This is a genomic window from Chromohalobacter canadensis (genome assembly GCF_034479555.1).
GTDB classification, from domain to species: Bacteria; Pseudomonadota; Gammaproteobacteria; order Pseudomonadales; family Halomonadaceae; genus Chromohalobacter; species Chromohalobacter canadensis.
The window spans coordinates 1833293-1858064 of the sequence record NZ_CP140151.1 but is presented as its reverse complement, the minus strand read 5'-3'; the positions used below and the strand labels follow the sequence as shown (position 1 = coordinate 1858064).

Below are 24772 nucleotides of genomic sequence, written 5' to 3'. Positions count from 1 at the left end.
TTCTATCCCCGCCACCGGTGTCTTTCTTCAAGTCGTACATCGCTTACCCCAAAGCCAGGAAGATCAGCACCACGGTCGCGCCCAGCGTCATCGAAACGGCATAGTGGCGCAGCCGCCCCGTCTGGGAGCGCGTCAATAGCCAGCGCAGGCCGCGCGCCAGCAACGGCACCAAGTTGCACAACCCGTTGATCCAGTCGCTACGCCACAGCCACACCAGGCCACGGAACGGCTTGACCAGTACTGCATCGAACAGGGCATCGAAGCCCCAGGCGTGATGCCACAAGCGCCACAAGCGCGCACCTTCCGGCAGGGCGACCAAGCGCGCCACCAGCTCGCGTCGCCACGCGAACAGCCACAGCGCCACTGCCACACCGCCCACGGCGACCAGCATGGCACCGATTTCCAGCGCATGGCGTCCGGCTTCCTTCGCCGCGCCGGGGCTTGCCGGCAGCACCTCGTCGAGCGGCGGGTGAATCCAGGCGCCCACCAGCGTCGAGAGTACGATCAGCACGACCAGAGGCAGACCATGCACCAGGCCGCGCCCGCCCTCGGCATCCCGGCTATGATCGCTGCCCGGCGTGCCATGGAAGGTGCCGACGATCAAGCGCACGGTATAAAGCGAAGTCAGCAGCGCGCCGACCAGGCCCGCCATCAGCAAACCGATATGCCCGGACGCCAGCGCTTCCCAGAGGATCTCGTCCTTGCTGTAGAAGCCAGCCGTCACCAGCGGCAATGCGGCCAGCGCCGAGCCACCGACCACGAACCCGGCATAGGCCAGCGGCAGCTTGCGCCACAGCCCACCCAGGCGTCGCATGTCCTGCTCGTGGTGACAGGAGATGATCACCGAGCCGGCCGAGAGGAACAGCAACGCCTTGAAGAAAGCATGCATCATCAGATGGAAAATTGCCGCATCGAAGGCCCCCACGCCCAGTGCCAGGAACATGTAGCCGATCTGGCTCATCGTCGAATAGGCCAGCACGCGTTTGATATCGGTCTGCGCCAGGGCGGCGAACCCGGCCATCAGCAGCGTCACCGCACCGATCCAGCCCACCAACGTCAGAACATCCGGCGCCAGCAGGAACAGGCCATGCATGCGCGCGATCAGATACACCCCGGCGGTGACCATGGTCGCCGCGTGGATCAGCGCCGAGACCGGCGTGGGGCCGGCCATGGCATCGGCCAGCCAGGTGTGCAGCGGCAACTGTGCGGACTTGCCGAGCGCCCCGCCCAGCAACATCAACGTGGCCAGTTCGACCATCAGGTCGCCGTGTGCCCAGACCTGCGGCGCCCGTGCCAACAACGTCTGGATATCCAACGTGCCAAGCTCGACGAACAGGATGAATAGCCCGATCGCCATCAACACATCGCCGATACGTGTCACCAGAAAGGCCTTGAACGCCGCCCAGCCATTGGCCGACTCATGGTAGTAGTAGCCGATCAACAAATAGCTGCACAGGCCGACACCTTCCCAACCGAGGTACAGCAATAGCAGGTTGTCGCCCAGCACCAGCAGCACCATGCTGAACACGAACAGGTTCATGTAGGCATAGAAACGGCGAACTCCCGTGTCACCGCGCATGTACCAGGCTGCGAACAGATGGATCAAAAAGCCCACGCCGGTGATCACGCCGAGCATCGTCAGCGACAGCCCATCGACCAGCAGCCCCATCGACGACTGGAAATCGCCCACGTCGATCCAGGTCCAAAGCTCCGTGACCTGGGCCGCCGAGCCGTGCCCGAGGAAGTCGAGGCCCACCCACACGGTCGTGGCCGCCGCCAGTCCCAGTGCGGTGACCCCTACCGTCGCCGCGCCACGCAGCGACAGGCGGTCACCACTCAGCGCCAGGACAAGACATCCCAACAGGGGAAACAAAAATGTCAGAGTGAGTAGATTCATCCGCGCAACCTGCTTGCCGCATCGATATCAAGGGTCTTGAAGCGCCGATAGAGCTGCAACAACAGCGCCAGCCCCACGCTTGCCTCGGCCGCTGCCAGGGTGATCACCAGCAGGAACATCACCTGGCCGTCGGGCTGCCCCCAGCGCGTCCCCGCAACGATGAAGGCGAGCCCCGCCGCGTTCATCATGACTTCCAGGCTCATCAGCACGAACAGCATGTTGCGGCGCATCATCAGCCCCACCAGTCCCAGCGCGAAGAGGACCGACGCCAGGATCAGGCCGTGTTCCATGGGAACGCCATTCATCGTGAGTTCTCCTCGCTTGGGGTGTCGTCACCGAGCGGCCGCTCGCTGGCAGCGCGACCGCGGCCATCTGCGGTGCGCTTGCTCGGCACTTGGCGTACCGCGTGTGCCTCGTCATGCGCCTCGCTGCGCCCCAGGTGAGACGCCGCCACCAACGCCGCCAGCAGCAGCATCGCGGCGAGCTCGACGACGACTAGGTAAGGCCCGAACAGCAACGTGCCCACCGCCTTGGCGGTCAAGGTCTCGCCCTCGATACGGCCACCCACATCGGCACCGATCAATGTCACCAACAGCACCAACAGCAAGACACCGCTGAGTATCGCCGGTCCTAGCCAAGTGCTCAGACGCAACCAGTCGCGCTCCTGCTGCGCGGCAGCCTCGCCGAGGTTGAGCATCATCACCACGAACACGAACAACACCATGATCGCGCCAGCGTAGACGATGATTTCCAGTGCCCCTGCGAAGGGCGCCCCCAGTGCAAAGAACACCATCGCCACCGCGATCAGCGAGACGATCAGATAAAGCAAGGCATGTACCGGGTGCCGACCGGTGACCACCCCAAGCGTCGCGAGCACGGCAACCACGGCGCTGAGATAGAAGGCGATTTCCATGGTGTCTCCCTATCCTAGTAAGGGCATCCTGATCAGGGCATCAACGACTTGACGTTGATCGGCTCGGCTTCATTCTGCGCCTCGCCCTTGTCTTTTCCGGCGATCGACATCCCCGCCACGCGATAGAAGTTGTAGTTATGATCCTTGCCCGGCCCCGAGATCAGCAGATCTTCCTTCTCGTAGACCAGTTCCTGGCGACGAAACTCGCTCATCTCGAAATCCGGCGTCAACTGAATCGCCGAGGTCGGACACGCCTCCTCGCACATGCCGCAGAAAATGCAGCGCGAGAAGTTGATACGGAAAAACTCCGGGTACCAACGACCATCCTCGCTCTCGCCTTTCTGCAGCGAGATGCACGCCACCGGGCACGCCACCGCACAGAGATTGCACGCCACGCAGCGCTCTTCGCCGTCGGGGTCGCGAGTCAGCACGATACGCCCACGATAGCGCGGCGACAGATAGACCGGTTCTTCCGGGTACTGCAGGGTCTCGCGCTTGCGGAAGGCGTGCATGAAAACCATGCCTAACGTCCGCAGCTGCGACCAAGTTCCCGCGAGCAGTGATTTAATCGTCACGGTCTCCTCCAGTCTCGACGCTTAGCCACCGGCGGGGCTGAATACGAGAATCAGCGCGCCGGTCACCAGCAGATTGATCAGGGTCAGTGGCAGGCAGATCTTCCACCCAAAGCTCATCACCGCGTCATAGCGAGGACGCGGCAGGGCCGCACGCAGCAGCACGAAAAAAACCACGAACACGGTAGTCTTGAGCAGAAACCACACGATGGGCGGCAACCACGGGCCGTGCCAGCCACCCAGAAACAACGTCACCATCAGCGCCGATACCAGCACGATGCCCACGTACTCGCCGATGAAGAACATGCCCCATTTCATGCCCGAATACTCGACGTGATAGCCATCGGCCAGCTCCTGCTCAGCTTCGGGCTGGTCGAACGGGTGACGGTGCGTCACGGCGATACCGGCGACCAGGAAGGTACAGAAGCCGAAGAACTGCGGCACGATGAACCATATCGTTTCCTGGGCGGCGACGATCTCGCGCATGTTGAACGAACCGGCCATGGCCACCACGCCCATCAGCGACAAGCCCATGAAGACTTCATAGGACAGCGTCTGCGCCGAGGCGCGCATCGCCCCGAGCAAGGCGTACTTGTTGCCGCTCGACCACCCGCCGAAGAGCACCGCATAAACGTTGATGCCCGCCATGGCGAAGAAGAACAGCAAGCCGATATGCAGATCGGCCACCCCCCAGCTGGGCGTGATGGGGATGACCATGAAGCTCAACAACAATGACGCCATGGCGATCGCCGGCGCCAGCACGAAGAAGGTGCGATCGGCGAACGGCGGGATCCAGTCTTCCTTGAAAAGGATCTTGAGCATGTCGGCGAGAATCTGAAGCACCCCGAACGGCCCGACACGGTTGGGACCGTAACGGTCCTGCCATAGGCCCAACAGACGCCGTTCCACCATGGTCAGCAGTGCCCCTGAGCCCACCGCAGCGATCAGGATCACCAATGCTTGAAAAAGCGCGAACGCGATCGCCTCGACCTGTGGCGTCCACCAACTCATGCGCGCACCTCCTGGGGTTCGAGATGGGCCCACTCCGGCGCGACCAAGGACAGCCCCGACTGATCCGGCACACCGATCACGCCATCGGGCCACGCATCGTTGATCGCCACCGGAAGCGTGAGTTGCCGTTCCCCTAGGTTGAGCGTCAACGTGGCGCCCGGCGACATCCGCAACCGCTCGGCGGCACCGCGCGACATGGTAAAGCGTGTCTCGGCCATGCGCGCCTGGATCGGCTCGGCCCGCGCCGAGGTCTCGTCGCCCCCGAACAAGCGCGCCTGCGGCACCGCCAGCCATTGGTCGTCACGTGCAGCGAAGCGTGCCGGCAGCGTTCGCGCATAGTCGTAATCCCCGGGCAGTGGCCCCAACAACCGCACGCCGGGATCGCCAGCCTGCAGATGCCCACCGACCTCGTCCTGGAACTTGTTCCAGGCCTGCGGCGAGTTCCAGCCCGGCGCCCAGGCGAACGCCACTTCGCGGCGCGGCTCGGCGTGACCGGCATAACCCTCCATGGAGAACGCGAAGGGTGTATCAGCGTCCTGCGGCGCACGGGGTTCACTGACATCGAGATTGGCACGCATCGCCGTGCGACCGCTATAGCGGTGAGGCTCGCGCGCCAGACGCAGCCCATGAACGCGATAGGCGGCGCTCAAACCGGCATCGCCGGCCGGCGCCAGGGCGGGGTACGTCATGGCCATGTCACGCGTTACCTCATCGAGCGTGAGCGGCGTCATCGCCTGACGTTCGACGCTGACCTTGAGTGCGTTGAGCCACCGCCAGCTTTCACGGATGCGCGTTTCGGGGCGGATATAGCTAGGCTCGAAGACCTGGTAGAAACGCTGGGCCCGGCCCTCCAAGCTGACCAGAGTGCCATCGCTTTCGGCAAAGCTCGCCGCCGGGAGTCCGATGTCCGCCTTATCCCAGGTCGCGGTGCGCTGATGATCGAGCGTGACGATGCAGTCGGCACGTTGCAGGGCGGTGTCGACCTGTCCTGCATCGGCCCGTGCGTACAGATCGTTCTCGAGAATCACCACGCCATCGGCCTCGCCGCTGGTCAAGCATTCCAGGGCCCAATCCAGCGATTGCCCACCGAGCAGCGACAGGCCGGTGCTGTTGGCCTCGCGGCGCACCAACGACAACGCCCCGGGCCGTGTCCGCCGCGCCAGAGAGCGCGCCACGTTGCCGGCGGCCTCGAGCACCGCCGGTGTTCCCAGCGATCCCCCCGAGACCACCAGCGGGCGCTGGGCCGCCATCAAGGCCTCGGCGATACGGCTTGCCAGCGCTGTGGTCGCGTCGTCCAGCGCCTCGGGGCAAGGCGCCTCGGGATCGATATAATGCGCCACGGCGAAGCCCAGCCGCGCGATGTCGTCCGGGGCGGCGTTGTAGGTCTGCTCCGCCAGCGCATCCAGCTCGGTCATATCCGGCGTGGCCAGGAAAAAGGGATGGTGCGCTTCTTGCGCCAGCGTCTTCACCGCCTCGGCGTTCCAGGACGGGATGCCGCGCTCGGCGGCCAACGCCTCGCCCTTGGCGTTGACCGCCTGGCGAATGGCCAGCGCCATGCGCGCGGCGCTGTTGATGAGATCCTCGCCGAGCACGAACACCGCATCGCAGCTTTCGATCTCGCGAAGGCTCGGCGATGGCAGGCCACAGCGGGTATTGAGCTCGTTCATGCGTACCAGCAGCTCGAGCTCACGGGCGGCGATACCGGTGGAGAAGTTGGCGTCCCCCACCAACGTACGCAGCATGTGGTTGCTTTCCAGGCTCGCCCGTGGCGAGCCGATGCCGATCACGCGACGCGCATTGCGCATTCCATCGGCGGCACGATCCAGCGCATCGTCGATTTCCAAACTGATGGTGCCGCCCACGACGCCGGCCGCGCCGGGCCCTGCATCGACGCGCTGGCGTTCGCGCCACTCCGGCACTCGGGGACGGTCCTCGCGATTCACATAGCCATAGCCGAAACGTCCGCGGTCACACAGGAAGTAGTGATTCACTTCACCATGGTAGCGGTTCTCGATACGCCGGATATCGCCGTAGCGCTCGCCGGGGCTGATATTGCAGCCCACCGCGCACTGATGGCAGACGCTGGGCGCAAACTGCAGGTCCCACTTGCGGGTGTAATGCTCGGAGTGGGTCTGGTCGGTGAAGACCCCGGTCGGGCAAACCTCGGTGAGGTTGCCCGAGAAAGGACTCTCCAGCGTGCCTTCCTGAAAGCGCCCGAAATAGACGTTGTCGTGCGCCCCGAAGGCGCCCAGATCACCGCCGCCGGCATAATCTTGATAGAAGCGCACGCAGCGGTAGCAGGTAATGCAGCGGTTCATCTCATGTCCGATGAACGGCCCCAGATCCTGGTTCTTGTGGGTACGCTTGCGGAATCGGTAACGGCGGCTGTCGTGACCGGTCATCACCGTCATATCCTGCAAATGGCAGTGGCCACCTTCCTCGCAGACCGGGCAGTCATGCGGGTGGTTGATCATCAGCCATTCGATGACGTTGGCGCGAAAAGCCTTGGCTTCATCATCCTCGATGGAGATGTAGGCATCATCCTGCACGGGCGCCATGCACGACATCACCAGCATGCCCTGGGTGTCATCGGCGTTCTTGTACTGCTTGACCGCGCACTGGCGGCAGGCACCCACACTGCCCATGGCCGGGTGCCAGCAGAAATACGGGATATCCAGCCCCAGCGACAGGCAAGCGTGCAGCAGGTTGTCGGCGCCATCGACCTCGTAATCACGGCCATCCACATGGATCGTTGCCATTATCGCTCCTCGCCCGTCGTCATCGTCACGTCGTTCATATGCTACCCACCGGGATTGGGTCGGCATGTGCCGCGCCCTGGCCACGCGTGACACCACGTTCGAACTCATCGCGGAAATAATGAATCGCTGACGCCAACGGCATTGCCGCCCCCGGCGCATGCGCGCAGAAGGTCCGGCCCGGGCCCAGGTCCACGGCCAGCGATTCCAGCAAATCGATATCGCCCCGCTCGCCCTCGCCAGCCTCCAGGGCCTGCAGGAGCTTGACGCTCCACGGCAACCCATCGCGGCACGGCGTACACCAGCCGCAGGATTCGCGGGCGAAGAATTCCTCCAGGTTACGCGCCAGCGACACCACGCTTTGATCGTCGGCCACCACCGCGATGAGCCCGGTACCCAGACGGCTGCCGGCCTTGCCGATGGTGTCGAAGTCGAGTGCCAGCTCAAGATGCTCGGGCAGCAGAAAGCCGGTACTCCCGCCACCGGGTAGCCAGGTCTTGAGCGTATGGCCATCGCGCATGCCGCCGGCGCGCTCGAGTAGCTCATTGCCCGTGGTACCCATGGGCAACTCCCACAAGCCGGGCCGCTTGACCTTGCCGGAGACGCCGTACAGCTTGGTGCCACCATCACCGCTCTTGCCTTGGGACAAGCCCTGATACCAATCCGCGCCATGCAGCACGACGGACGGCACGTTACACAGCGTCTCGACGTTGTTGACCACGGTGGGCTTACCCCAGGCCCCGCTTTGCCCTGGAAAAGGCGGCTTGGCCCGAGGGCTGGCACGCTTGCCTTCCAGCGAGTTGATCAGCGCAGTTTCCTCACCGCAGATATAACGTCCAGCCCCCGTATGCAGGGCAATATCGAAATCCCAGCCGCTGCCGGCCACGTCACGGCCCAGCCAGCCAGCGGCACGCGCTTCTTCCAGCGCGCGCTGAACCGTTCGCGCGGCGTCGACGTATTCGCCACGCATGAAGATGTAGCCCTGGTAGGCATTGTTGGCGAAGCCAGCCAGGATCATGCCCTCGATGAGCAGATGCGGCTGCTGTTCGAGCAGCAGGCGATCCTTGAAGGTGCCGGGCTCCATTTCGTCGGCGTTACAGACGATATAGCCGCGCGGGATGCCCTCACCCTGCATGGTCAGGCTCCACTTGAGCCCAGCGGAGAATCCGCCGCCACCGCGTCCGCGCAGGTTGGCGGTCTTGAGCTCGTCGATCAGCGTCTTCGAGGTCAGGTCGCTAAAGGCGCGCTCGACGCTGGCGTAGCCCTGCTGCTCGCGATAGGCGTCAAGCATCACCGGCGTGCCGTCGTCGTTGAGCCGAAAGGTCAGCGGGTGCGTTTCAGGTCGGCGTTCGTCGCGGTCTTGCAGAATCCGGCTCATGCCTCGTTCTCCCAGTTCATGCGTACGCCTCCAGCAACGTGGGGATCTCCTCGGACGTCACCGGCCCGTAGGTATCATCACCAATCATCAGCGCCGGACCACGGTCGCAAGCACCGAGACAGCACACCGGTAGCAGGGTGAACCGATCATCCGGTGTGGTCTGTCCGAAGCCGATGCCGAGATGCGCGAAGAAAGCATCACGCAGGGCTTCATAATCGGTGAGAAAGCATGAGCTGCTGTCACACAGCAGAATCACATGACGCCCCACCGGCTGGCGGAAGATCAAGCTATAGAATGTCGCCACGCCCTCGATGTTCGCCGGCGGCACACCCAGTTCACGCGCGATGGCCTCGATGGCGGCGTCCGGCACCCAGCCATGGCGCTTCTGAACGATCTTGAGCGCCTCGATACTGGCCGCCTGCGGATGTGGGTAATGCTCGCGCTCATGGGCAATGGCCGCACGGTCCTCGTCGTGCAGCACGAAACCGTCGGTGGCGATGGGCGCGGCGGTAGAAGTCGAAGCGTGTGTCATGTCAGCGGTCCACGTCGGCCATCACGAAATCGATACTCCCCAGATGGGCGATCAAATCCGGTACCAAGGCACCGCGCACCGCCGCTGGGATCTGCTGAAGATGCGGGAAACTGGGCGTACGGATGCGCGTGCGATAGCTCATGGTGTTGCCATCCGAGGTCAGGTAATAGCTGTTGATACCCTTGGTCGCCTCGATCATCGACAGCGACTCGTTGGGCTTGAGCACGGGGCCCCAGGAAACCTGCAGGAAGTGCGTGATCAGGGTTTCGATATGCTGGAGCATCTTCTCGCGCGGTGGCGGTGTGGTCAGCGGATGATCGGCCTTGTAGTCGCCGGCCGGCATATGATCGACGCATTGCTGGATGATGCGCAGGCTCTGACGCATCTCGTCGATACGCAGCTGGCCACGGTCGAAGGCATCGCCGTTGGCACCCAGCGGCACCTCGAAATCGAAATTCTCGTAGCCGGAATAAGGGCGCTTCTTGCGTAGGTCGAAGTCGCAGCCGGTGGCGCGCAGATTGGGCCCGGTGACCCCCCATTCGAGCGCCTCGCGCGTGGTGAAGGCAGCCACCTGTTTGGTGCGTTCGCGGATGATGGCGTTTTCCATCATCGCGCGCTCGTATTCGACGAGGCGCTTGGGCATCCAGTCGAGGAACCCCTGAACCAGCTTGTCCCAGCCATTGGGCAGGTCCTGCGCGGTGCCGCCGATGCGATACCACGCCGGGTGCATGCGAAAACCGGTGATGCCCTCGATGACCTCATAGGCTTTCTGGCGATCGGTGAAGGTGAAAAACACCGGCGTCATCGCGCCTAGATCCTGCAGATAGGTGCCCAAAAACAACAAGTGGCTGTTGATGCGGAACATTTCCGCCATCATCACGCGAATGGTCTTGGCGCGATCGGTGACCTGGATGCCCGCCAGCTTTTCCACCGCCATCACATACGGCAGGTTGTTCATTACCCCGCCGGTATAGTCGATGCGATCGGTATAGGGAATGTAACTGTGCCAAGATTGGCGCTCGGCCATCTTCTCAGCGCCGCGATGGTGATAGCCGATATCAGGGACGCAATCGACCACAACCTCACCGTCGAGCTGCAGGACAATGCGGAAGGCACCATGCGCGGAGGGGTGGTTAGGCCCCAAATTGAGAAACATGTAGTCCGTGTTCTCGTCCTTACGCTTCATGCCCCAGGATTCAGGGTCGAAGCGCAGCGCTTCCTGCTCGGTATCCTGACCTTCCACGGTCAGCGTATAGGGATCGAACTCGGTGGCGCGCGCCGGATAATCCTTGCGCAGCGGATGCCCGTTCCAGGTAGGCGGCATCAAAAGACGTGTCAGGTGCGGGTGACCGCGGAAGTCGATGCCGAACATGTCCCAGACTTCGCGCTCGTACCAATTGGCATTGGGGTAAAGGCCCGCAATGCTAGGCACCTCGAGATCACGCTCGGAAAGCGCCACCTTGAGCATGAGATCCCGGTTTCGCGACACCGACATCAGCTGATAAAAGACCGTGAAATCCGCAGGTGGTAAATCCGCACGATGGCTACGCAGACGCTCGTCGATGGCATTCAGGTCGAAGAGCATCTCGAAGGGTTCGGGCATGTCCCGCAGGAAGCCGAGCACCTCGAGCAGGTGCTCGCGGTCGAGCCACAGGACCGGCATGCCGGTGTACGTCGATTGCTCGACGAAGACATGGTTGCCAAAGCGCGCGAATAACGCCTGGACCACCGGGTCATCGGCGTGCGCGTGATTGGCGTATGGCGATTGAACTGCGCTCATGATCGGTTTTCATTCCCCGGCAAGGTGGATCGACTTCGGATAACAGGCGACGGCATCAGGCACGGGGCCTACACCTCATCCGGGGAGCGCAGTTCCGTCGCGGCGATACGCCGATCACGGTTCGCCTCGCGCTGTGAAGGCATCTCGGCGCGATATACGCCCTGATCGCCAACCACCCAGGAAAGCGGACGACGCTCCTGCTGAATGGAGTCTTGCAGCAACTGCAACCCCTGTAGAAACGCCTCGGGGCGCGGCGGGCAACCAGGTACGTAGACGTCCACCGGGAGAAACTTATCGACGCCCTGCACCACCGAATAGATGTCGTACATGCCCCCGGAATTGGCACAGGAGCCCATCGAGATCACCCACTTGGGTTCGAGCATCTGGTCATAGAGCTGCTGGATGACCGGCGCCATCTTGATGAAGCAAGTGCCGGCGATGACCATGAAATCGGCCTGACGCGGGGAAGCGCGGATGACCTCGGACCCGAAACGGGCCACATCATGAGGCGCAGTAAAGGCCGTGGTCATTTCCACATAGCAGCAGGAAAGGCCAAAGTTGTATGGCCACAGGGAATGTTTACGTCCCCAGTTGACACTATCGTTGAGGACATCTTCCAGCTTGCCGGTGAAGACGTTGCGGTGAACCTGATCCTTCATCGGGTCATCGGTGGTTTCGCGCTTGTCCAGCGGATAGCTTGCGCTACCCGGCGCCGGCTCGCTATCCGCTCGCGTCAGGGTATATTGCATGATGCGCCTCGAAGCTCTGAAAAAGAAAATTCGGGTATCTGGCGCTATGCCGGTCTTCGCCGGCTAAGGGCCGCCTCCAGGGCGGTACGCTCATCGATCCGTCACGATATCGGGCGATTGACCACGTTTGCGTGGCGCCCACTCCAAGGCACCGACACGACTATCGTAGATCAACCCCGCCAACAGGATAAAAATGAAGACGGCGGCGCCCGCAAAACCTTCCCAGCCCACCTCGCGGACCGATACAGCCCAGGCGAACAGGAATACGGCTTCGATATCGAAGATCACGAACAGCATCGCGACCAGATAGAACTTGACGGAAAAGCGTTGGCGTACATTGCCGGTACCGACAATGCCAGATTCAAAGGGGAGGGACTTGCTACGACCACGGCTACGACCACCGAGCAGGCTCGCGGCACCGATCATCAGGGCACATAACGTGAACACGGCTATTGTGAATAGCCCCACGGCCCAATATTCGGCGATCAGCGCGGTTGCCTCATCGGTCATTGCCATGCCTCACAAGCAGCGGATAGCGCGGTAGGGCGCTACCCCAATATTCGTTATCATCGAGGTGCACGCACCTCGTGGCGCCATTCACGTTGCCTGCGTGTGGCGAGTCCCTACGAGTCTAGGGGATTAAGTAGCATCTGTCAGGAAGGCCAACGACAAAGTTAGTAAGTTAACGCCATGTCAAGCACCATGATCACTACTCGTCGGACTTAGTCCGTAAGTCATCACTTACGCCGGAAGCGTTATTCAGGAAAGGTTGTTTTAATAAAAATAATTCTATGGGGCGAGCTCACCTCTCGCCAGGCTTCGACGAAAGTCTAAGTCACCCAGGCATATCTTGAGTTGCTCCACCACATCCCCCTGTCCGCCGAACGTTTTGCCGGTATCCTACGCTCCACGCTAGAAGACTGAAGGTCAGACCATGTCCAGCGCTCAGACACCTCCCAATGTCCTTACTATCGCCGGCTCCGACCCTTCCGGCGGCGCCGGGTTGCAGGGGGATATCAAGACGTTTTCAGCGTTGAGCACCTATGCCACCAACGTCATCACGGCCGTGATCGCCCAGAACACGCAAGGCGTACGTGCCGTGCACCCGATCCCCGCCGAGATGATCGCCGAGCAACTCGACAACCTGCTCGGCGATGTGCGCATCGACGCGGTCAAGATCGGCATGGTGGCGAGCATGGACGTCGCCACGACGATTCGTGACGCCCTGACCCGCTACCGGCCACGCTGGGTCGTGCTCGACCCGGTGATGGTCGCCAAGAGCGGCGACATCCTGGTCGATCGCGCCGGCATCCGCGCGGTGCGTGACGTCCTGGTTCCCCTGGCCGATGTGATCACTCCCAACCTGCCGGAGGCTGCGGTGCTACTGGGTGCCGACACCCCACGCACCACACAGGCGATGGCCACATTGCTACCCGAGCTGACGCACCTCGGCGCCCCGTATGTGGTGCTCAAGGGCGGCCACCTCAGCGGTAACGCCTGCCCGGATCTGCTCGCGACCCCACAGGGTGTGGAATGGCTCGAGGCACCGCGCATCGCCACCCAAAACCTGCATGGCACCGGTTGTGCGCTGTCCTCGGCGGTGACCGCCTATCTCGCCCGCCTACCGGCCGAGGCCAATGCCCACGCCGATATCCACGCAGCCATCGGCGACGCCAAACGCTGGCTGCATACGGCGCTGGATGCCAGCGTGCATCTCGATGTCGGCCAAGGGCGCGGGCCGGTGCATCATTTCCACGCCTGGTGGTGAGAACACGCAGGCATACGCGGAGCTTATCGTCACCCTATACTTGCAGAGAGCGTCGGAGGCAACCATGCTTTGCTTCACCGCCATGCCACCCATGGCGTAGCGGTCACTACCATCCTGCTCGACGTCAGCGCGGTGTCGCCTGCATTCGCACGCCGCCTTCTCGTAGGAGGGACGTATCATGCCTCAGACCTTATTATTGGCTTGCGACCTGTCCGCCGAAAACCGTGCCGCTTTCGCACGTGCCGTGAAACTGGCCCATGCCCAAGGCTGCCGCTTGGACATCCTCCACGTCCTCGATCCCTATCTGCCGCATCAGGCACTGCACGATCTGGAGGCCGGCGTCGTCCATGAGCTCGAGCGTCAGTTGACCGATATTCGCGAGGATTACGCGCTTACCGCACCCGAAACCTTGATACAGACGGTCACCGGAGCGCCCTATGCCGAGATAATCCGCGAAGCGCATGACCGCGATGCCACCATGATCGTGCTCGGCACCCACCGTAAACGCGGTCAGCACGCGCTGGTCGGTGGCACGACCCTGGCCCGCGTACTGAGCCGTGCGCCGTGCCCGGTACTCACCGTGAGCCACAGTCCCGAGCAAGCGTGGCAAGACGTGCTAGTGCCGGTGGATTTTTCGTTGGCCAGCCGCCACACCCTGCGCGACGTGCTGACACATTTCCCCCAGGCACGCTTGACCCTACTGCATGCTTGGCACTTACCCGGCGACGATGAAATGGGCTCCGATAGCGGCTATGCCCGCTGGCGCGAGCGCGAACTCGCCGCGCGCCGCATCCGCCTGGAAGCGGAAATCGACAAGCTCATGGAAGAGGTCGGCGACGTGCCGGAGCTTGAGCTGGTCCTCGAGCAAGGCGACCCCGGCGAGGTGCTGATGGATTACCTGCGTCGCCAACCGCCCGATCTGCTGGCACTCGGACACCAGGACCTGGCGCTCTTCGGCCGGCACCAACCGGCGCCCTTGATTGAGCGCTTGCTCGCCGAAGTGCATGTGGACATGATGGTGTGCCGCGCCTGGTAGCGCGAATATTCATCTCTTCGCGTCCACAAGGATTCTTGCCATGCGAGCCGTCATTCAACGTGTCCGCCATGCCAGCGTCGACGTCGACGACCGCACCACGGGCGCCATCGAGCAAGGCATAATGGCCTTGATCGGCGTGGCGCCCGAAGACACCCAAGCCCACGCCGATAAAATGCTGAATAAACTGCTCAAACTGCGCATATTCGGCGACGAGGCAGGCAAAATGAACCTCAACGTGCAGCAGGTAGAAGGTGGCTTGCTGCTGGTGCCGCAATTCACCCTCATGGCCAACACCGCCAAGGGCCTGCGGCCGGGTTTCGATGGCGCCGCGGCACCCGCCCATGGCGAGGCGATATTCGATTACTTGGTGGCGCGAGCGCAGCAGGCTTGGTCGCGCGTCGCTACCGGCGAATTCGGCGCCGACATGCAGGTCTCGCTGCTTAACGATGGGCCAGTGACCTTTATCGTCGAGACATAAAGGCCGGTGACCCGCGCTCATTCGCCGAGGGTAGGCGTCCACCTCCGCGTATCAAGCGTCGTCCGTTAACGCCGCTTCGCGCTCCTCGATCGCCTCTTCGGCCTCCAGCCAGCGCTGTTCGAGCGTCTCGAGACGGCTCTGCGTATCGCCCTGGCGCCCCAGCAAGTCGGTCAGCTCTGCCTTGCGCGCGCTGTCCTGATACAGACCTTCGTCGGCCAGGGCAGCTTCCAGATTCTCCAGCTCAGCCTGGGCCGCGCTCATGTCACGTTCGATCTTGTCGCGCTCACGCTTGAGCGGTCGCAACTTTTCACGCAGCTCGGCGGCGGCGCGGCGCGAGGCTTTACGGTCGCCCTTGGGTGCTTCTGCGGTCACCTGACGCTCGGCCTTTTCCTGGCGCGCATCGCGCCGCTCGCCCTCGAGACGCGCCTTGAGCCAGGCGCGGTAGTCGTCCAGATCGCCGTCGAAGGCAGTGACACCGCCATCCACTACATGCCAGAACTCATCGACGCTGGCGCGCAGCAGGTGACGGTCGTGGGAGACGATGATCACCGCCCCCTCGAACCCGGCCAAGGCCTGGGTCAAGGATTCGCGCATTTCAAGATCGAGGTGGTTGGTAGGCTCATCGAGTAACAACAGGTTGGGTTTTTGCCAAGCGATCAACGACAGCGCCAGGCGCGCCTTCTCGCCCCCAGAGAAGTTCCCCACACTGGCGAAGACGTCATTGCCGTGAAACCCGAAACCACCCAGGAAGTTGCGAATCTCCTGTTCGCTGGCCGTAGGCGACAGCCGCTGGATGTGCACGAACGGCGTGGAACTCACATCGAGATGTTCGAGCTGATGCTGGGCAAAGTAGCCGATCGCCAGGTTATCACCCGGCACGCGCTTGCCCTCCAGCAACGGTTGCTGCGCCGTTAGCGCCTTGATCAGCGTCGACTTGCCCGCCCCGTTGGCGCCCAGCAGCCCGATCCGCTGTCCCGGCAAGATGCTTACGCTGACGTGCTCGAGCAACGGCGTTTGACCATATCCCAGCGTAGCGTCATCGAGCACCAGAAGCGGCGAGGAGGTCTTGTCGGCACTGGGCAGGGTGAAATGAAACGGTGAATCGGCATGCGCGACGGCGATGGTTTCCATGCGCTCAAGCATCTTCAAGCGACTCTGCGCCTGACGCGCTTTATTGGCCTGGGCGCGAAAGCGCGCCACAAAGCGCTCGATCTCCTCGCGGCGAGCTTGCTGCTTGGCCGCCTCGGCCTGGGCACGCGCCTGACGCTCGGCTCGCGTTCGCTCGAACGTCGAATAGTTGCCGCGATACAGCATCAACTGGCGTTGCTCGAAGTGCACGATGTGATCGCACACCGCGTCCAGGAAGTCGCGGTCGTGGGAAATCAGCAACAGCGTGCCGGGATAGCGTGTCAGCCACTGTTCGAGCCATAACAAGGCATCGAGATCGAGGTGGTTGGTGGGCTCGTCGAGCAGCATCAGGTCAGACGGCATGAACAGCGTTTGCGCCAAGCTGACACGCATTCGCCAACCACCCGAGAAGTCCGATAGCGGGCGATATAGGTCATCCTGCGTGAAGCCCAGCCCTACCAGCATCTGCTCGGCGCGCGGGCGCGCGGTATAACCCTCGAGCGCTTCAATTTCGCCATGTAACTCGGCCTCGCGGTGAACCGCTCCGCTCGCCTGAGCCTCGGCCAGGGCACGTTCTGTGGCACGCAACTCGGTGTGACCATCGAGGACATGCTCGACCAGTGCCCGGTCGAGCGCCTCCACCTCCTGCGCCATATGCGCAATGCGCTGCCCACCGGAAAGCTCCACCGTGCCGCGCTCCGGGGTCAGCTCTCCCAGCAACAGCTTGAACAGACTCGACTTGCCCGAGCCGTTGGCGCCCACGACACCCGCCTTGGTACGGTCGTGTAACGTGAGGTCGGCGTTCTCGATCAGCGGCTGGATCCCGCGTTGCAGCGCGAGTTGGCGAAATGCGATCATGCCCGCTCCGGTGGTGATTCGGTGAGTTCCGCCGCCATGCCTGCCAGGACGGCTGGAGATTGCCCATGCATTCTACCCAATTGTGCGATGTCCTGCGGAATCCACCGCTTTGGGATTATGCCTTGGCGTTGTACCAGCGCCCCGGAGTCGCCGACGCCTGCTTGCAGCTACAAGATACGGCAGGGGCGGATGTCTGCGAATTGTTGTGGCGCTGCTGGCTCGATCATCACGCTCTCGTGCCCACCGAGCAGGCGTACAGCACGCTGGATGAGATCCGTGCCTGGCAAGCCGAGGTCACACAGCCGATCCGCTACCTACGCCGCATGCTCAAGCCGCGGGCGCGACATGCACATGACGTGGCGACGCTGCGCAATCATCTCAAGGAAGCCGAGCTACTCGCCGAACGCGAAACACTGCGCCAGTTTCAGGCACTCAGCGAGACGTTGCATGCCGTCCGCAAGCGCCGGGCGGACGACGCCAGCCTGACAATGCAGCTAACACGCTGCTTGACCATACACGAGCCAGCGCAAGAAGCCGCGCTGGCAACGCTGACCACCCAAAACACGGCTCACCATCCATAATACGTTATCGCTTCGCCATCAGCTCAACGCTCGAAAAGCGTATATCACGCATGTGCGGACACGCCATTGACGAGTGGCGCTCACCCCGCAAACTCTGTAGGTTTTATAGAAGCCAGTCCGATTGATCGCGACACCTTCACGGCGCGGTACGGACGTCGAGATCCATGCCATTCGCACGACGAATCGGCCATCACAAAAAGGACTCTACGACATGACACCTTCACAGCCTGGCAATAGCGATGAAAAGGCTGAATCACGCAGTGCCTTGCTTCGTGTACTGGGAACTATCGATCATGGCCTAGGCATCATCGAGCGCGTGATCATCGCGGGGGGCGTACTCGCCATGGCCGTGCTCATGAGCGGTCACGTCGTCGGCAATCTGCTATTCGATCAAGGCATCCCCGGCACCTATGAAGTCACCGAGATGCTCATCGTGGTGACTACCTTCGTCGGTGTCGGCTATGCAGCTCGTAATGCCCGCCATATCAGCATGTCGGCGATCTATGACCAGCTCAGCGGCCGCTGGCGCAAGGCACTCCTCATCCTGATTTGTCTGGGCACTGCGGTATTGATGTTCTATTTCGCCGACAAGTCCATCGACTATGTCATGGCCATTCACGATCGCGGTCGTAACAGTGCTTCATTGAACATCCCGCTATGGATCGTCTATCTCGCCCTCCCTGTCGGCTTCATTCTCGCCGGCGTGCAATACCTGCTCACCGCCGTGCGCAACCTGGTCAGTGACGATATCTATCGTGCCTTCAACGAAAAAGAGGAATACGACGAAGTGCCCCCGGAAGCGGAAGAAGGCAATGGCAATGATGCACGCCGCGATGCCTGAACTGCCTCTCCGAAACACGACCGCCATCAACGCGAGGACGTAAAACAATGCTAACTTGGCTAGCCGTGATCATGCTGGTGCTGCTGCTGCTCGGATTCCCCATGATGGTCCCTCTGGCGGCGGGCACGCTGTTCATGATGTTCACCGATATGACGTTTTTCGGGCCCGACCAAGCCGTGAGTTGGATGATCAATGGCATCGGTAGTTGGGTACTCGCCGCCGTGCCCATGTTCATCTTCGCTGCCGACATTCTCACCAAAGGCCATACTGCCAACCGCCTGCTCGATGTCGTCGATGTCTTCACCCGCCATGTCCGTGGGGGTTTGCCCATCACTACCGCCGCCTCGTGCGCCTTGTTCGGGGCTGTATCGGGCTCTACGCAGGCCACCGTGGTCGCCATGGGTGGACCGATGCGTCCTCGTCTCCTGGCGCGGGGCTACCCTGACAGTTTCGCTCTGGCCCTGATCATCAACGCCAGCGATATTGCGCTGCTGATTCCACCCAGCATTGGCTTCATCGTCTACGGCGTGGTCATGAAGACTTCGATCGGCGACTTGTTCCTCGCCGGCATTCTCCCCGGCCTTCTGATCCTGGCCATGTTCGCCGTGTACTGCTATATCGGTGCACGCCTGAAAGGGATCGAACCCGAGCCACGCGCCACCTGGGCGGAACGCTTCAAGGCGGTTCGCAGAGTCATTCTGCCGTTGGGTTTCCCGGTGCTGGTGGTCGGCGGTATCTACGGCGGCTTCTTCAGCGCCGTCGAGGCCTCGGCAGTCGCGGTGGCCTATGCCTTTCTCCTCGAGGTCGTCATCTACCGTCAGGTATCGATCCGTGATCTCGGTAGCCTGGCACTCTCTACCGGCATGATCACCGCCGTGGTCTTCATCCTCGTCGCCATCGGCGCGGCGTTCTCACAGACCCTAGGCACCGCCGGCGTACCGGAGCAAATTCTCGGCCCCATCATCGAGGGTATCGGTGACAACCAGTTTCTGGCACTGCTGCTGATCGCTGCAGCCTTCTTCGTGGGCTGCATGTTCGTCGACCCGATCGTGGTCATTCTGATTCTGGTGCCGATCTTCAAGCCACTGGTCGAAGCCACCGGGTTGGACCCGGTGCATGTGGGCGTGATCGTCACCCTGCAGGCGGCTATCGGCTCGGCCACCCCGCCGTTCGGCTGCGATATTTTCACCGCCATCGCGGTATTCCGTCGCCCTTACATGGAAATAATTCGCGGCACGCCGCCATTCATTGCCATCCTGGCATTAGCAACGATCATCTTGATCATGTTCCCGCAGATATCGCTGCTGCTCCCCTCGCTCGGCGGCGACTGAGTGCGACTGGCCCGGCCTTCGTCGGGCCAGTACGTCGTGGAGCGACATTCCTGACTCATCACCATCCACCAGACACATAAAAACCCCGGAAGCTTGCGCTTCCGGGGTTTTGCATGCGGTCTGTCAGTCCTTCAGACGCTGACGATCAGGCTTACTCCGCCTTGTCGTCGGACTGATTGACATGATCCAGCACGATGTCCAGCGCTTTCTGACCACGTTCGCCGACCATATCGACGTAGGTCTGACGCACCGGCTCGGCCAGCTGACGGAACGCACCACGCTCATTCTCGTCCAGGTGGATGATGTTGATATCGCTATTTTCCTTGATGGTCTCGAGACGTTCGGAGTTGAACTGAGTCTGGATATCGTGCCCTTTCTGGACCATCTCGTCGAGCGTCGACTCCAGCATCTCACGCTGATCGTCGGACAGGTCGTCGTACCACTCCTCGTTACCGATGAAGTTGGCGATGAACTGCGACTGCTCGGCAAAGATCATATAGTCCTGCACTTCATAGAAGCCCATGTTCTCGTGGGCGAAGACCGGCTGGATATTGCCTTCCGCCTGGCCTTGCTGCAGGGCACTATAGAGTTCGCCATAGGCGATGGTAATCGGCGAAGCACCATAGGCTTCATAGGTCGAACGTAGCAGGCTGTTATCCATGACACGGATCTGGAGGTTATCCATGTCTTCCGGCGTACGGACCTCCTTATTCGTGGTCCAGACCTGATACCCTTCGGGCAAGGCCCCCAGCGGCACCAGACCGCGCTCGCGGAACGAGTCCTGCCACGCATCACTCTTGAGGAAGTCGTCGGAGTTGAGAATCTCGGCCGTTTCCATCTGATCGTTCGGCATGACGTAGTTGAGACTCATCAACTGGCTTTCCGGGACGGTACCGCCCAAGAAGCCAGAGCCGAAGCCAAGCGGAATGGCGCCGCTCTGGATGGCGTCATACAACGCCGAGTAGCTTGACCCCCAGGAGCCATACGGCAGCAACTCGACCGTGATGTCGCCGTCGCTCTTTTCTTCGATCAACTTCTTGAACTCTTCCGCATAGCCGTACTGCACGCTACCTTCGGTCTCTTCGAGACCGAAACGCCAGGTATCGGCGGACGCCGTGGACGCGACACCAACCAAGCCTAAAGCCGTGATACTCAGAACGATATTGCGCAGTTGCATAGAGTTCCCTCTTTCTTATCAATGTAGATTCAGAGAAGAGCAAAGTCGCGTCGATGTCAAGCCGTCGCCCTCCGCACAGATGCGCAACGGCACCGGTGCTGGTACAGTCGAAGGGCGGTGTTTGTTTATTTTGTTAAGGAGTTTTCATGAAACGTTTGATGACGGCTGTGGCATTCGGCGGCCTCGTAGCGACGCCGCTGCTGGCCATGGCTGCCCCGCAGAGCGACGAAGCCAAACTCAGCTATAGCATTGGCGCCACGCTCGGCCAGAGCATTAAGCAGGACATCTCGGATCTCGACACCGACGCCTTTACCCAAGCGGTGGAGGACGTTTACGCCGGCGATGACCTGCAGATGAGCGATGATGAGATCGCCGCCACGCTCTCTGACTACCAGAAGCAGAAGATGGCTGAGCAGAAGAAGGAAAAGGCGCAGTCAGCCGAAAAGAACCGCAAGGCCAGCGAGGCGTTCCTTGAAGAGAACGCCAAGAAAGACGGTGTGAAGGTCACCGACTCGGGTCTGCAGTACAAGGTTCTCGAATCCGGCGACGGCGAAACCCCAAGCGCCGACGATACCGTGAAGGTCAACTACGAGGGCAAACTGCCCGACGGTACCGTGTTCGATAGTTCCTACGAGCGCGGCGAACCGATTACCTTCCAGGTCGGTCAGGTCATCGAGGGTTGGCAGGAAGCCCTGCAGAAGATGCAGGTCGGCGATACCTGGATGCTCTACGTGCCCGCCGATCTCGCCTACGGTCAGGGCGGCACCGGCGGCCCGATCGGTCCCAACCAGGCACTGACCTTCAAGATCGAGTTGCTGGGCATCGAAGCCGGCGACGACCAACAAGCGTCAGCCGACGAGTAAGCGCTCGTCACGTTAGGCGCCTCGCGGGGCGCCTAACATCTCTCTTCACGCTATCCTCGTTTTTCTACACATGGCCTTCTTTCCGGACGCTCGCGCTGTGCGTTTTCCACACCCCATCGCCACTACCGCCTGTGGATAGTTTTGTGGAGCGTCTGTGGCTTGGCGGTGAAAACCGGCTTACCTGACCCCATTGAGCCCTTGCATGACGCTCGCCCGCAGTCAAGCACGCCTCGCCAACGCATCAGAAATCACATATTAAGCTATTGTTTTAATTAATTTTTTAATAAACGCTGCCACCCAGAGGAAAGCACGGAGTAAGCGTTGGCTTACCCACAAGCCGCATGGTAAGGGCGATTGTTATAATGTGGACAAACGTCACGTGGTATGCCGCGCCTAGCGGTGAATATCGAAGTCGAACCAGCTCCCCTCTTGCCCCTCAGGGGTCTCGAGAATCACCTGTGCCCGCCACGGCATGACCGTTTCCGTGCAAGGACGGAGCTCGCCCACGCCCCGGAAGTGGCCATCCCCGACCGCCTCTAACTCAACCCGAGTAAGGCCCATGTTCATGTCGCGTCCGACGAACTCCACGACCGCCGATTCCACGTCGATACCGGATGTCTGTACATCCAGCATCAACGGCTCGTACGAGGCGAAGTCGCCGTTTATTTCGAAGCGCAACGTCCCATTCAAGCCAATATCGGTACGGCACGCCCCGTCGCGCAGATCGCAATGCATACGCGGGGGATACCAGGTGACGTTCTCGCGCGAATCACGCAGGTAATAGTCGGCGAGATAACCAGCCGCTACCAGAACCGTTATCAGCGTTACTAGCGTCAGTAGATTGAGCAGCGGCGATCTTACCGGATCTTCATCATGATGTTGCATATCGTTAGGTCGAATCCCATTACCCAGGGGCATCGCGCTAAGCTTACCAGTTCGTGTCCCGGCGAGCTTGGCTGCGGTCAGTGTCCGGTGTCCATGAAGTTGCTCAAGCGGAGGCACAATGAGCGGTGTCACTGGGGCCCTGGGCCCTCTGTTTTTACTGATTCTACTCGGCGCCCTGCTGGGTTGGCGGCGTTTTCCCGGGGGCGATTTCTGGCCCGCGATGGAACGGCTGATCTACTTTCTGCTGTTCCCTGCCATGCTGGTCTCGACGCTGGCCACGGCGGATGTCGCGCAGGTGCCGATCATCCGACTAGCGGTGGCATTGCTGGGCACCATGGCACTGTTCGCGCTGGGACTCTGGTGCGCGCGTCATCGCCTAGCGCTGGCGCCAGCGGCGTTTACCTCGGTGCTACAAGGCACGCTGCGCTTCAATACTTACGTAGGAGTCGCCGGCGCCGCCGCGCTACATGGCCAAGCTGGGGCGACGGTAGCCGCAGTCGCCGTTGCATTGATGGTCCCGCTGGCCAACATTCTCTGCGTGAGCGGTTTCATCGCCGCGGGCACGCTGGGGCCTTCTAGCCTGGGGCGCAGCCTGGCTGCCCTGTTGCGTAACCCGCTGATCCTGGCCTGTGTACTCGGTATCGCCCTCAATGTCACCGGCATCGGTCTGCCGGGTTGGCTGGGCAGCGCCGTCGAACTCACTGGCCGTGCCGCCCTCCCGCTAGGGTTGATTGCCGTGGGCGTTGCCCTGCGACCCCGTGCGCTGACAGGACATGGCCATGCGTTCTGGTGGTCGGCCACGCTCAAGCTCGGCGCTACCCCACTGGTGGTGTTGAGCCTGGCCTGGCTGACCGGGCTCGACCCGGTGAGTCGCGACATCGCGCTGTTGTTCGCCGCACTGCCCACCGCCACCTCGGCCTACATCCTCGCCCGCCAGCTTGGCGGCGATGCCGAGTTGATGGCGGCATTGATCACCGGCCAGACACTGCTGGCCATGGTGACCTTGCCGGCATGGATGGCGCTGGCCAGTTGAGCGTCAATCGTCGACACGGTTGGCACAAGGCGCGCCACGCTGCAGGCAGGCCACGTTGCCGAGCGTGACCTCGGCGATCTCGGCCAACGCCTCCTGAGTAAAAAACCCTTGGTGCCCGGTGATCAGCACGTTGGGGAAGGTCACCAAACGCTGAAAGACATCGTCGTCGATGATATCGCCGGAATGGTCACGGAAGAACAGCGAGGTTTCCTGCTCGTAGACATCGATGGCCAGTCCGCCCAGGCGGCGCGCCTTGAGCGCGTCGATCACCGCGCGCGTATCGATCAGAGCACCGCGCGAGGTGTTGAGTAACAGCGCCCCCGGTTTCATCGTCGCCAGGGCCTCGGCATCGATCAGGTAACGCGTGTCGTCGGTCAATGGGCAATGCAAGCTGATCACATCGCTCTCCGCCAGCAGGCGCCGGCGCGAGACATACTCGCCACCCAGTGTCGTGAACGCCTCACTGGGGTAGCGATCCTCGCCCAGTAATCGACAGCCGAGACCGGCGAATATGCGTGCCGTGGCCAGCCCGATGCGACCGGTCCCAATGAGCCCTACCGTCTTGCCGTGCAGCGTCATGCCCAATAGGCCCTCGAGCATGAAGTTACCCTCGCGCACGCGATTGTAGGCCCGATGCGTGCGGCGGTTCAGTGTCAGCAACAAGGCCAGGGCATGCTCGGCCACCGCCTCCGGCGAGTAGGCCGGCACGCGCACCACCGCGATGCCCAAACGTGCGGCGGCCTCGATGTCGACATTGTTGAACCCGGCGCAGCGCATGGCCACGAACCCTACGCCTTGGGCCGCAAGCGCCGCCAGCACGGTGGCGTCCAGGGTATCGTTGACGAAGGCGCACACGCCGTCGGCGCCATGGGCCAGCACGGCACTTTCCGCGTTGAGCGCCACCTCATGATAGCCGATCTGGAACCCATGGCGCGCATTCGCGGCCTCGAAGAAACGCCGGTCATACGGCTGGGCACTGAACATGGCGATATGCGTCACGAAAAGCCTCCCAATGCACCCAAGTGAAAAATATTCTCGTTACGCTTGACGACTCAAATGAGAATGGTTTACCTTAACAACCGTGGCGCCGCCAAGCGCCACTGACCTAAGCAGCGAATGTCAGGTTCCTGCCCATGGTTATCTCCTCATCAAGCTAGTCACGGTCTTTAAGCCGCCCACCCGGGCGGCTTTTTTTATGCTGCGCA

At 61.8% G+C, this 24772-nt stretch carries 23 protein-coding genes; 8 read left to right on the top strand and 15 right to left on the bottom strand.

Going from position 1 to position 24772, the window contains the following annotated elements; all coding sequences use genetic code 11:
• Nucleotides 1–43: 43 nt before the first annotated feature.
• The 11 genes from nuoL to ndhC all read right to left on the bottom strand — a co-directional run bounded on the left by nuoL (nt 44) and on the right by ndhC (nt 12098).
• On the bottom strand, nt 44–1897 hold the full coding sequence (gene nuoL, locus SR908_RS08845; RefSeq protein WP_097021380.1) for an NADH-quinone oxidoreductase subunit L: 1854 nt from the start codon (nt 1895–1897) through the stop codon (nt 44–46).
• On the bottom strand, nt 1894–2202 hold the full coding sequence (nuoK, locus tag SR908_RS08840) for an NADH-quinone oxidoreductase subunit NuoK (RefSeq protein WP_040240027.1): 309 nt from the start codon (nt 2200–2202) through the stop codon (nt 1894–1896). Before nuoK ends, nuoL begins: the two co-directional genes overlap by 4 nt.
• A complete protein-coding gene (gene nuoJ, locus SR908_RS08835) occupies nt 2199–2810 on the bottom strand; it encodes an NADH-quinone oxidoreductase subunit J (RefSeq protein ID WP_097021381.1) in 612 nt (203 codons plus the stop codon). Before nuoJ ends, nuoK begins: the two co-directional genes overlap by 4 nt.
• A gap of 32 nt (nt 2811–2842) precedes the next feature.
• Nucleotides 2843–3385, bottom strand: a complete 543-nt coding sequence (nuoI, locus tag SR908_RS08830) for an NADH-quinone oxidoreductase subunit NuoI (RefSeq protein ID WP_218839390.1) — start codon at nt 3383–3385, stop codon at nt 2843–2845.
• A 21-nt stretch (nt 3386–3406) separates the two neighbouring features.
• On the bottom strand, nt 3407–4393 hold the full coding sequence (nuoH, locus tag SR908_RS08825) for an NADH-quinone oxidoreductase subunit NuoH (protein ID WP_097021383.1): 987 nt from the start codon (nt 4391–4393) through the stop codon (nt 3407–3409).
• Nucleotides 4390–7152 (bottom strand): NADH-quinone oxidoreductase subunit NuoG, encoded by a 2763-nt coding sequence (nuoG, locus tag SR908_RS08820; protein ID WP_097021384.1) that lies wholly within the window; start codon nt 7150–7152, stop codon nt 4390–4392. Before nuoG ends, nuoH begins: the two co-directional genes overlap by 4 nt.
• A gap of 34 nt (nt 7153–7186) precedes the next feature.
• A complete protein-coding gene (gene nuoF, locus SR908_RS08815; protein ID WP_097021385.1) occupies nt 7187–8527 on the bottom strand; it encodes an NADH-quinone oxidoreductase subunit NuoF in 1341 nt (446 codons plus the stop codon).
• A gap of 16 nt (nt 8528–8543) precedes the next feature.
• The gene (gene nuoE / locus SR908_RS08810) at nt 8544–9059 is read right to left on the bottom strand and encodes an NADH-quinone oxidoreductase subunit NuoE (RefSeq protein WP_097021386.1); all 516 of its coding nucleotides are present in this window, start codon (nt 9057–9059) and stop codon (nt 8544–8546) included.
• A 1-nt stretch (nt 9060) separates the two neighbouring features.
• On the bottom strand, nt 9061–10839 hold the full coding sequence (gene nuoC / locus SR908_RS08805) for an NADH-quinone oxidoreductase subunit C/D (RefSeq protein WP_097021387.1): 1779 nt from the start codon (nt 10837–10839) through the stop codon (nt 9061–9063).
• A gap of 68 nt (nt 10840–10907) precedes the next feature.
• The gene (locus SR908_RS08800; RefSeq protein WP_097021388.1) at nt 10908–11588 is read right to left on the bottom strand and encodes a NuoB/complex I 20 kDa subunit family protein; all 681 of its coding nucleotides are present in this window, start codon (nt 11586–11588) and stop codon (nt 10908–10910) included.
• A 90-nt stretch (nt 11589–11678) separates the two neighbouring features.
• Nucleotides 11679–12098, bottom strand: coding sequence for an NADH-quinone oxidoreductase subunit A (gene ndhC / locus SR908_RS08795; protein ID WP_097021389.1), 420 nt, complete (start codon nt 12096–12098; stop codon nt 11679–11681).
• 424 nt (nt 12099–12522) lie between these two features.
• Between ndhC and thiD the strand changes: the two genes are divergently transcribed.
• From thiD to dtd, 3 genes are all read left to right on the top strand, one after another.
• Nucleotides 12523–13356, top strand: coding sequence for a bifunctional hydroxymethylpyrimidine kinase/phosphomethylpyrimidine kinase (gene thiD / locus SR908_RS08790; RefSeq protein ID WP_097021390.1), 834 nt, complete (start codon nt 12523–12525; stop codon nt 13354–13356).
• A gap of 178 nt (nt 13357–13534) precedes the next feature.
• Nucleotides 13535–14392, top strand: coding sequence for a universal stress protein (locus tag SR908_RS08785; protein WP_040240050.1), 858 nt, complete (start codon nt 13535–13537; stop codon nt 14390–14392).
• A gap of 40 nt (nt 14393–14432) precedes the next feature.
• Complete coding sequence (dtd, locus tag SR908_RS08780; RefSeq protein ID WP_040240053.1) at nt 14433–14870, top strand: D-aminoacyl-tRNA deacylase; 438 nt, start codon at nt 14433–14435, stop codon at nt 14868–14870.
• 51 nt (nt 14871–14921) lie between these two features.
• On the opposite strand, the gene SR908_RS08775 is transcribed toward dtd, so the two are convergent.
• Nucleotides 14922–16856: an ATP-binding cassette domain-containing protein gene (locus tag SR908_RS08775; protein WP_097021391.1), complete on the bottom strand. Its 1935-nt coding sequence runs from the start codon at nt 16854–16856 to the stop codon at nt 14922–14924.
• 65 nt (nt 16857–16921) lie between these two features.
• Here SR908_RS08775 and SR908_RS08770 point away from each other — a divergent pair, with 65 nt between their 5' ends.
• The 3 genes from SR908_RS08770 (at nt 16922) to SR908_RS08760 (ending at nt 19609) form a co-directional block, all read left to right on the top strand.
• On the top strand, nt 16922–17437 hold the full coding sequence (locus SR908_RS08770) for a TIGR02444 family protein (protein WP_097021392.1): 516 nt from the start codon (nt 16922–16924) through the stop codon (nt 17435–17437).
• A 211-nt stretch (nt 17438–17648) separates the two neighbouring features.
• Nucleotides 17649–18278: a TRAP transporter small permease gene (locus tag SR908_RS08765; RefSeq protein WP_097021393.1), complete on the top strand. Its 630-nt coding sequence runs from the start codon at nt 17649–17651 to the stop codon at nt 18276–18278.
• Between the two features lie 47 nt (nt 18279–18325).
• Complete coding sequence (locus SR908_RS08760; protein WP_097021394.1) at nt 18326–19609, top strand: TRAP transporter large permease; 1284 nt, start codon at nt 18326–18328, stop codon at nt 19607–19609.
• A 151-nt stretch (nt 19610–19760) separates the two neighbouring features.
• Here SR908_RS08760 and dctP read toward each other — a convergent pair whose 3' ends face one another.
• The gene (gene dctP, locus SR908_RS08755) at nt 19761–20786 is read right to left on the bottom strand and encodes a TRAP transporter substrate-binding protein DctP (RefSeq protein ID WP_097021395.1); all 1026 of its coding nucleotides are present in this window, start codon (nt 20784–20786) and stop codon (nt 19761–19763) included.
• Between the two features lie 146 nt (nt 20787–20932).
• Here dctP and SR908_RS08750 point away from each other — a divergent pair, with 146 nt between their 5' ends.
• Nucleotides 20933–21649, top strand: coding sequence for an FKBP-type peptidyl-prolyl cis-trans isomerase (locus SR908_RS08750; protein WP_097021396.1), 717 nt, complete (start codon nt 20933–20935; stop codon nt 21647–21649).
• A 393-nt stretch (nt 21650–22042) separates the two neighbouring features.
• Here SR908_RS08750 and SR908_RS08745 read toward each other — a convergent pair whose 3' ends face one another.
• Entirely contained in the window at nt 22043–22534 is a 492-nt protein-coding gene (locus SR908_RS08745) for a hypothetical protein (RefSeq protein WP_097021397.1), read from the bottom strand.
• A 118-nt stretch (nt 22535–22652) separates the two neighbouring features.
• Here SR908_RS08745 and SR908_RS08740 point away from each other — a divergent pair, with 118 nt between their 5' ends.
• Nucleotides 22653–23567 carry an AEC family transporter gene (locus tag SR908_RS08740; protein WP_040240063.1) on the top strand — a complete coding sequence of 305 codons (915 nt, stop codon included), beginning with the start codon at nt 22653–22655 and terminating at the stop codon, nt 23565–23567.
• 3 nt (nt 23568–23570) lie between these two features.
• On the opposite strand, the gene SR908_RS08735 is transcribed toward SR908_RS08740, so the two are convergent.
• The gene (locus SR908_RS08735) at nt 23571–24566 is read right to left on the bottom strand and encodes a 2-hydroxyacid dehydrogenase (protein WP_281256318.1); all 996 of its coding nucleotides are present in this window, start codon (nt 24564–24566) and stop codon (nt 23571–23573) included.
• Between the last annotated feature and the right edge of the window lie 206 nt (nt 24567–24772).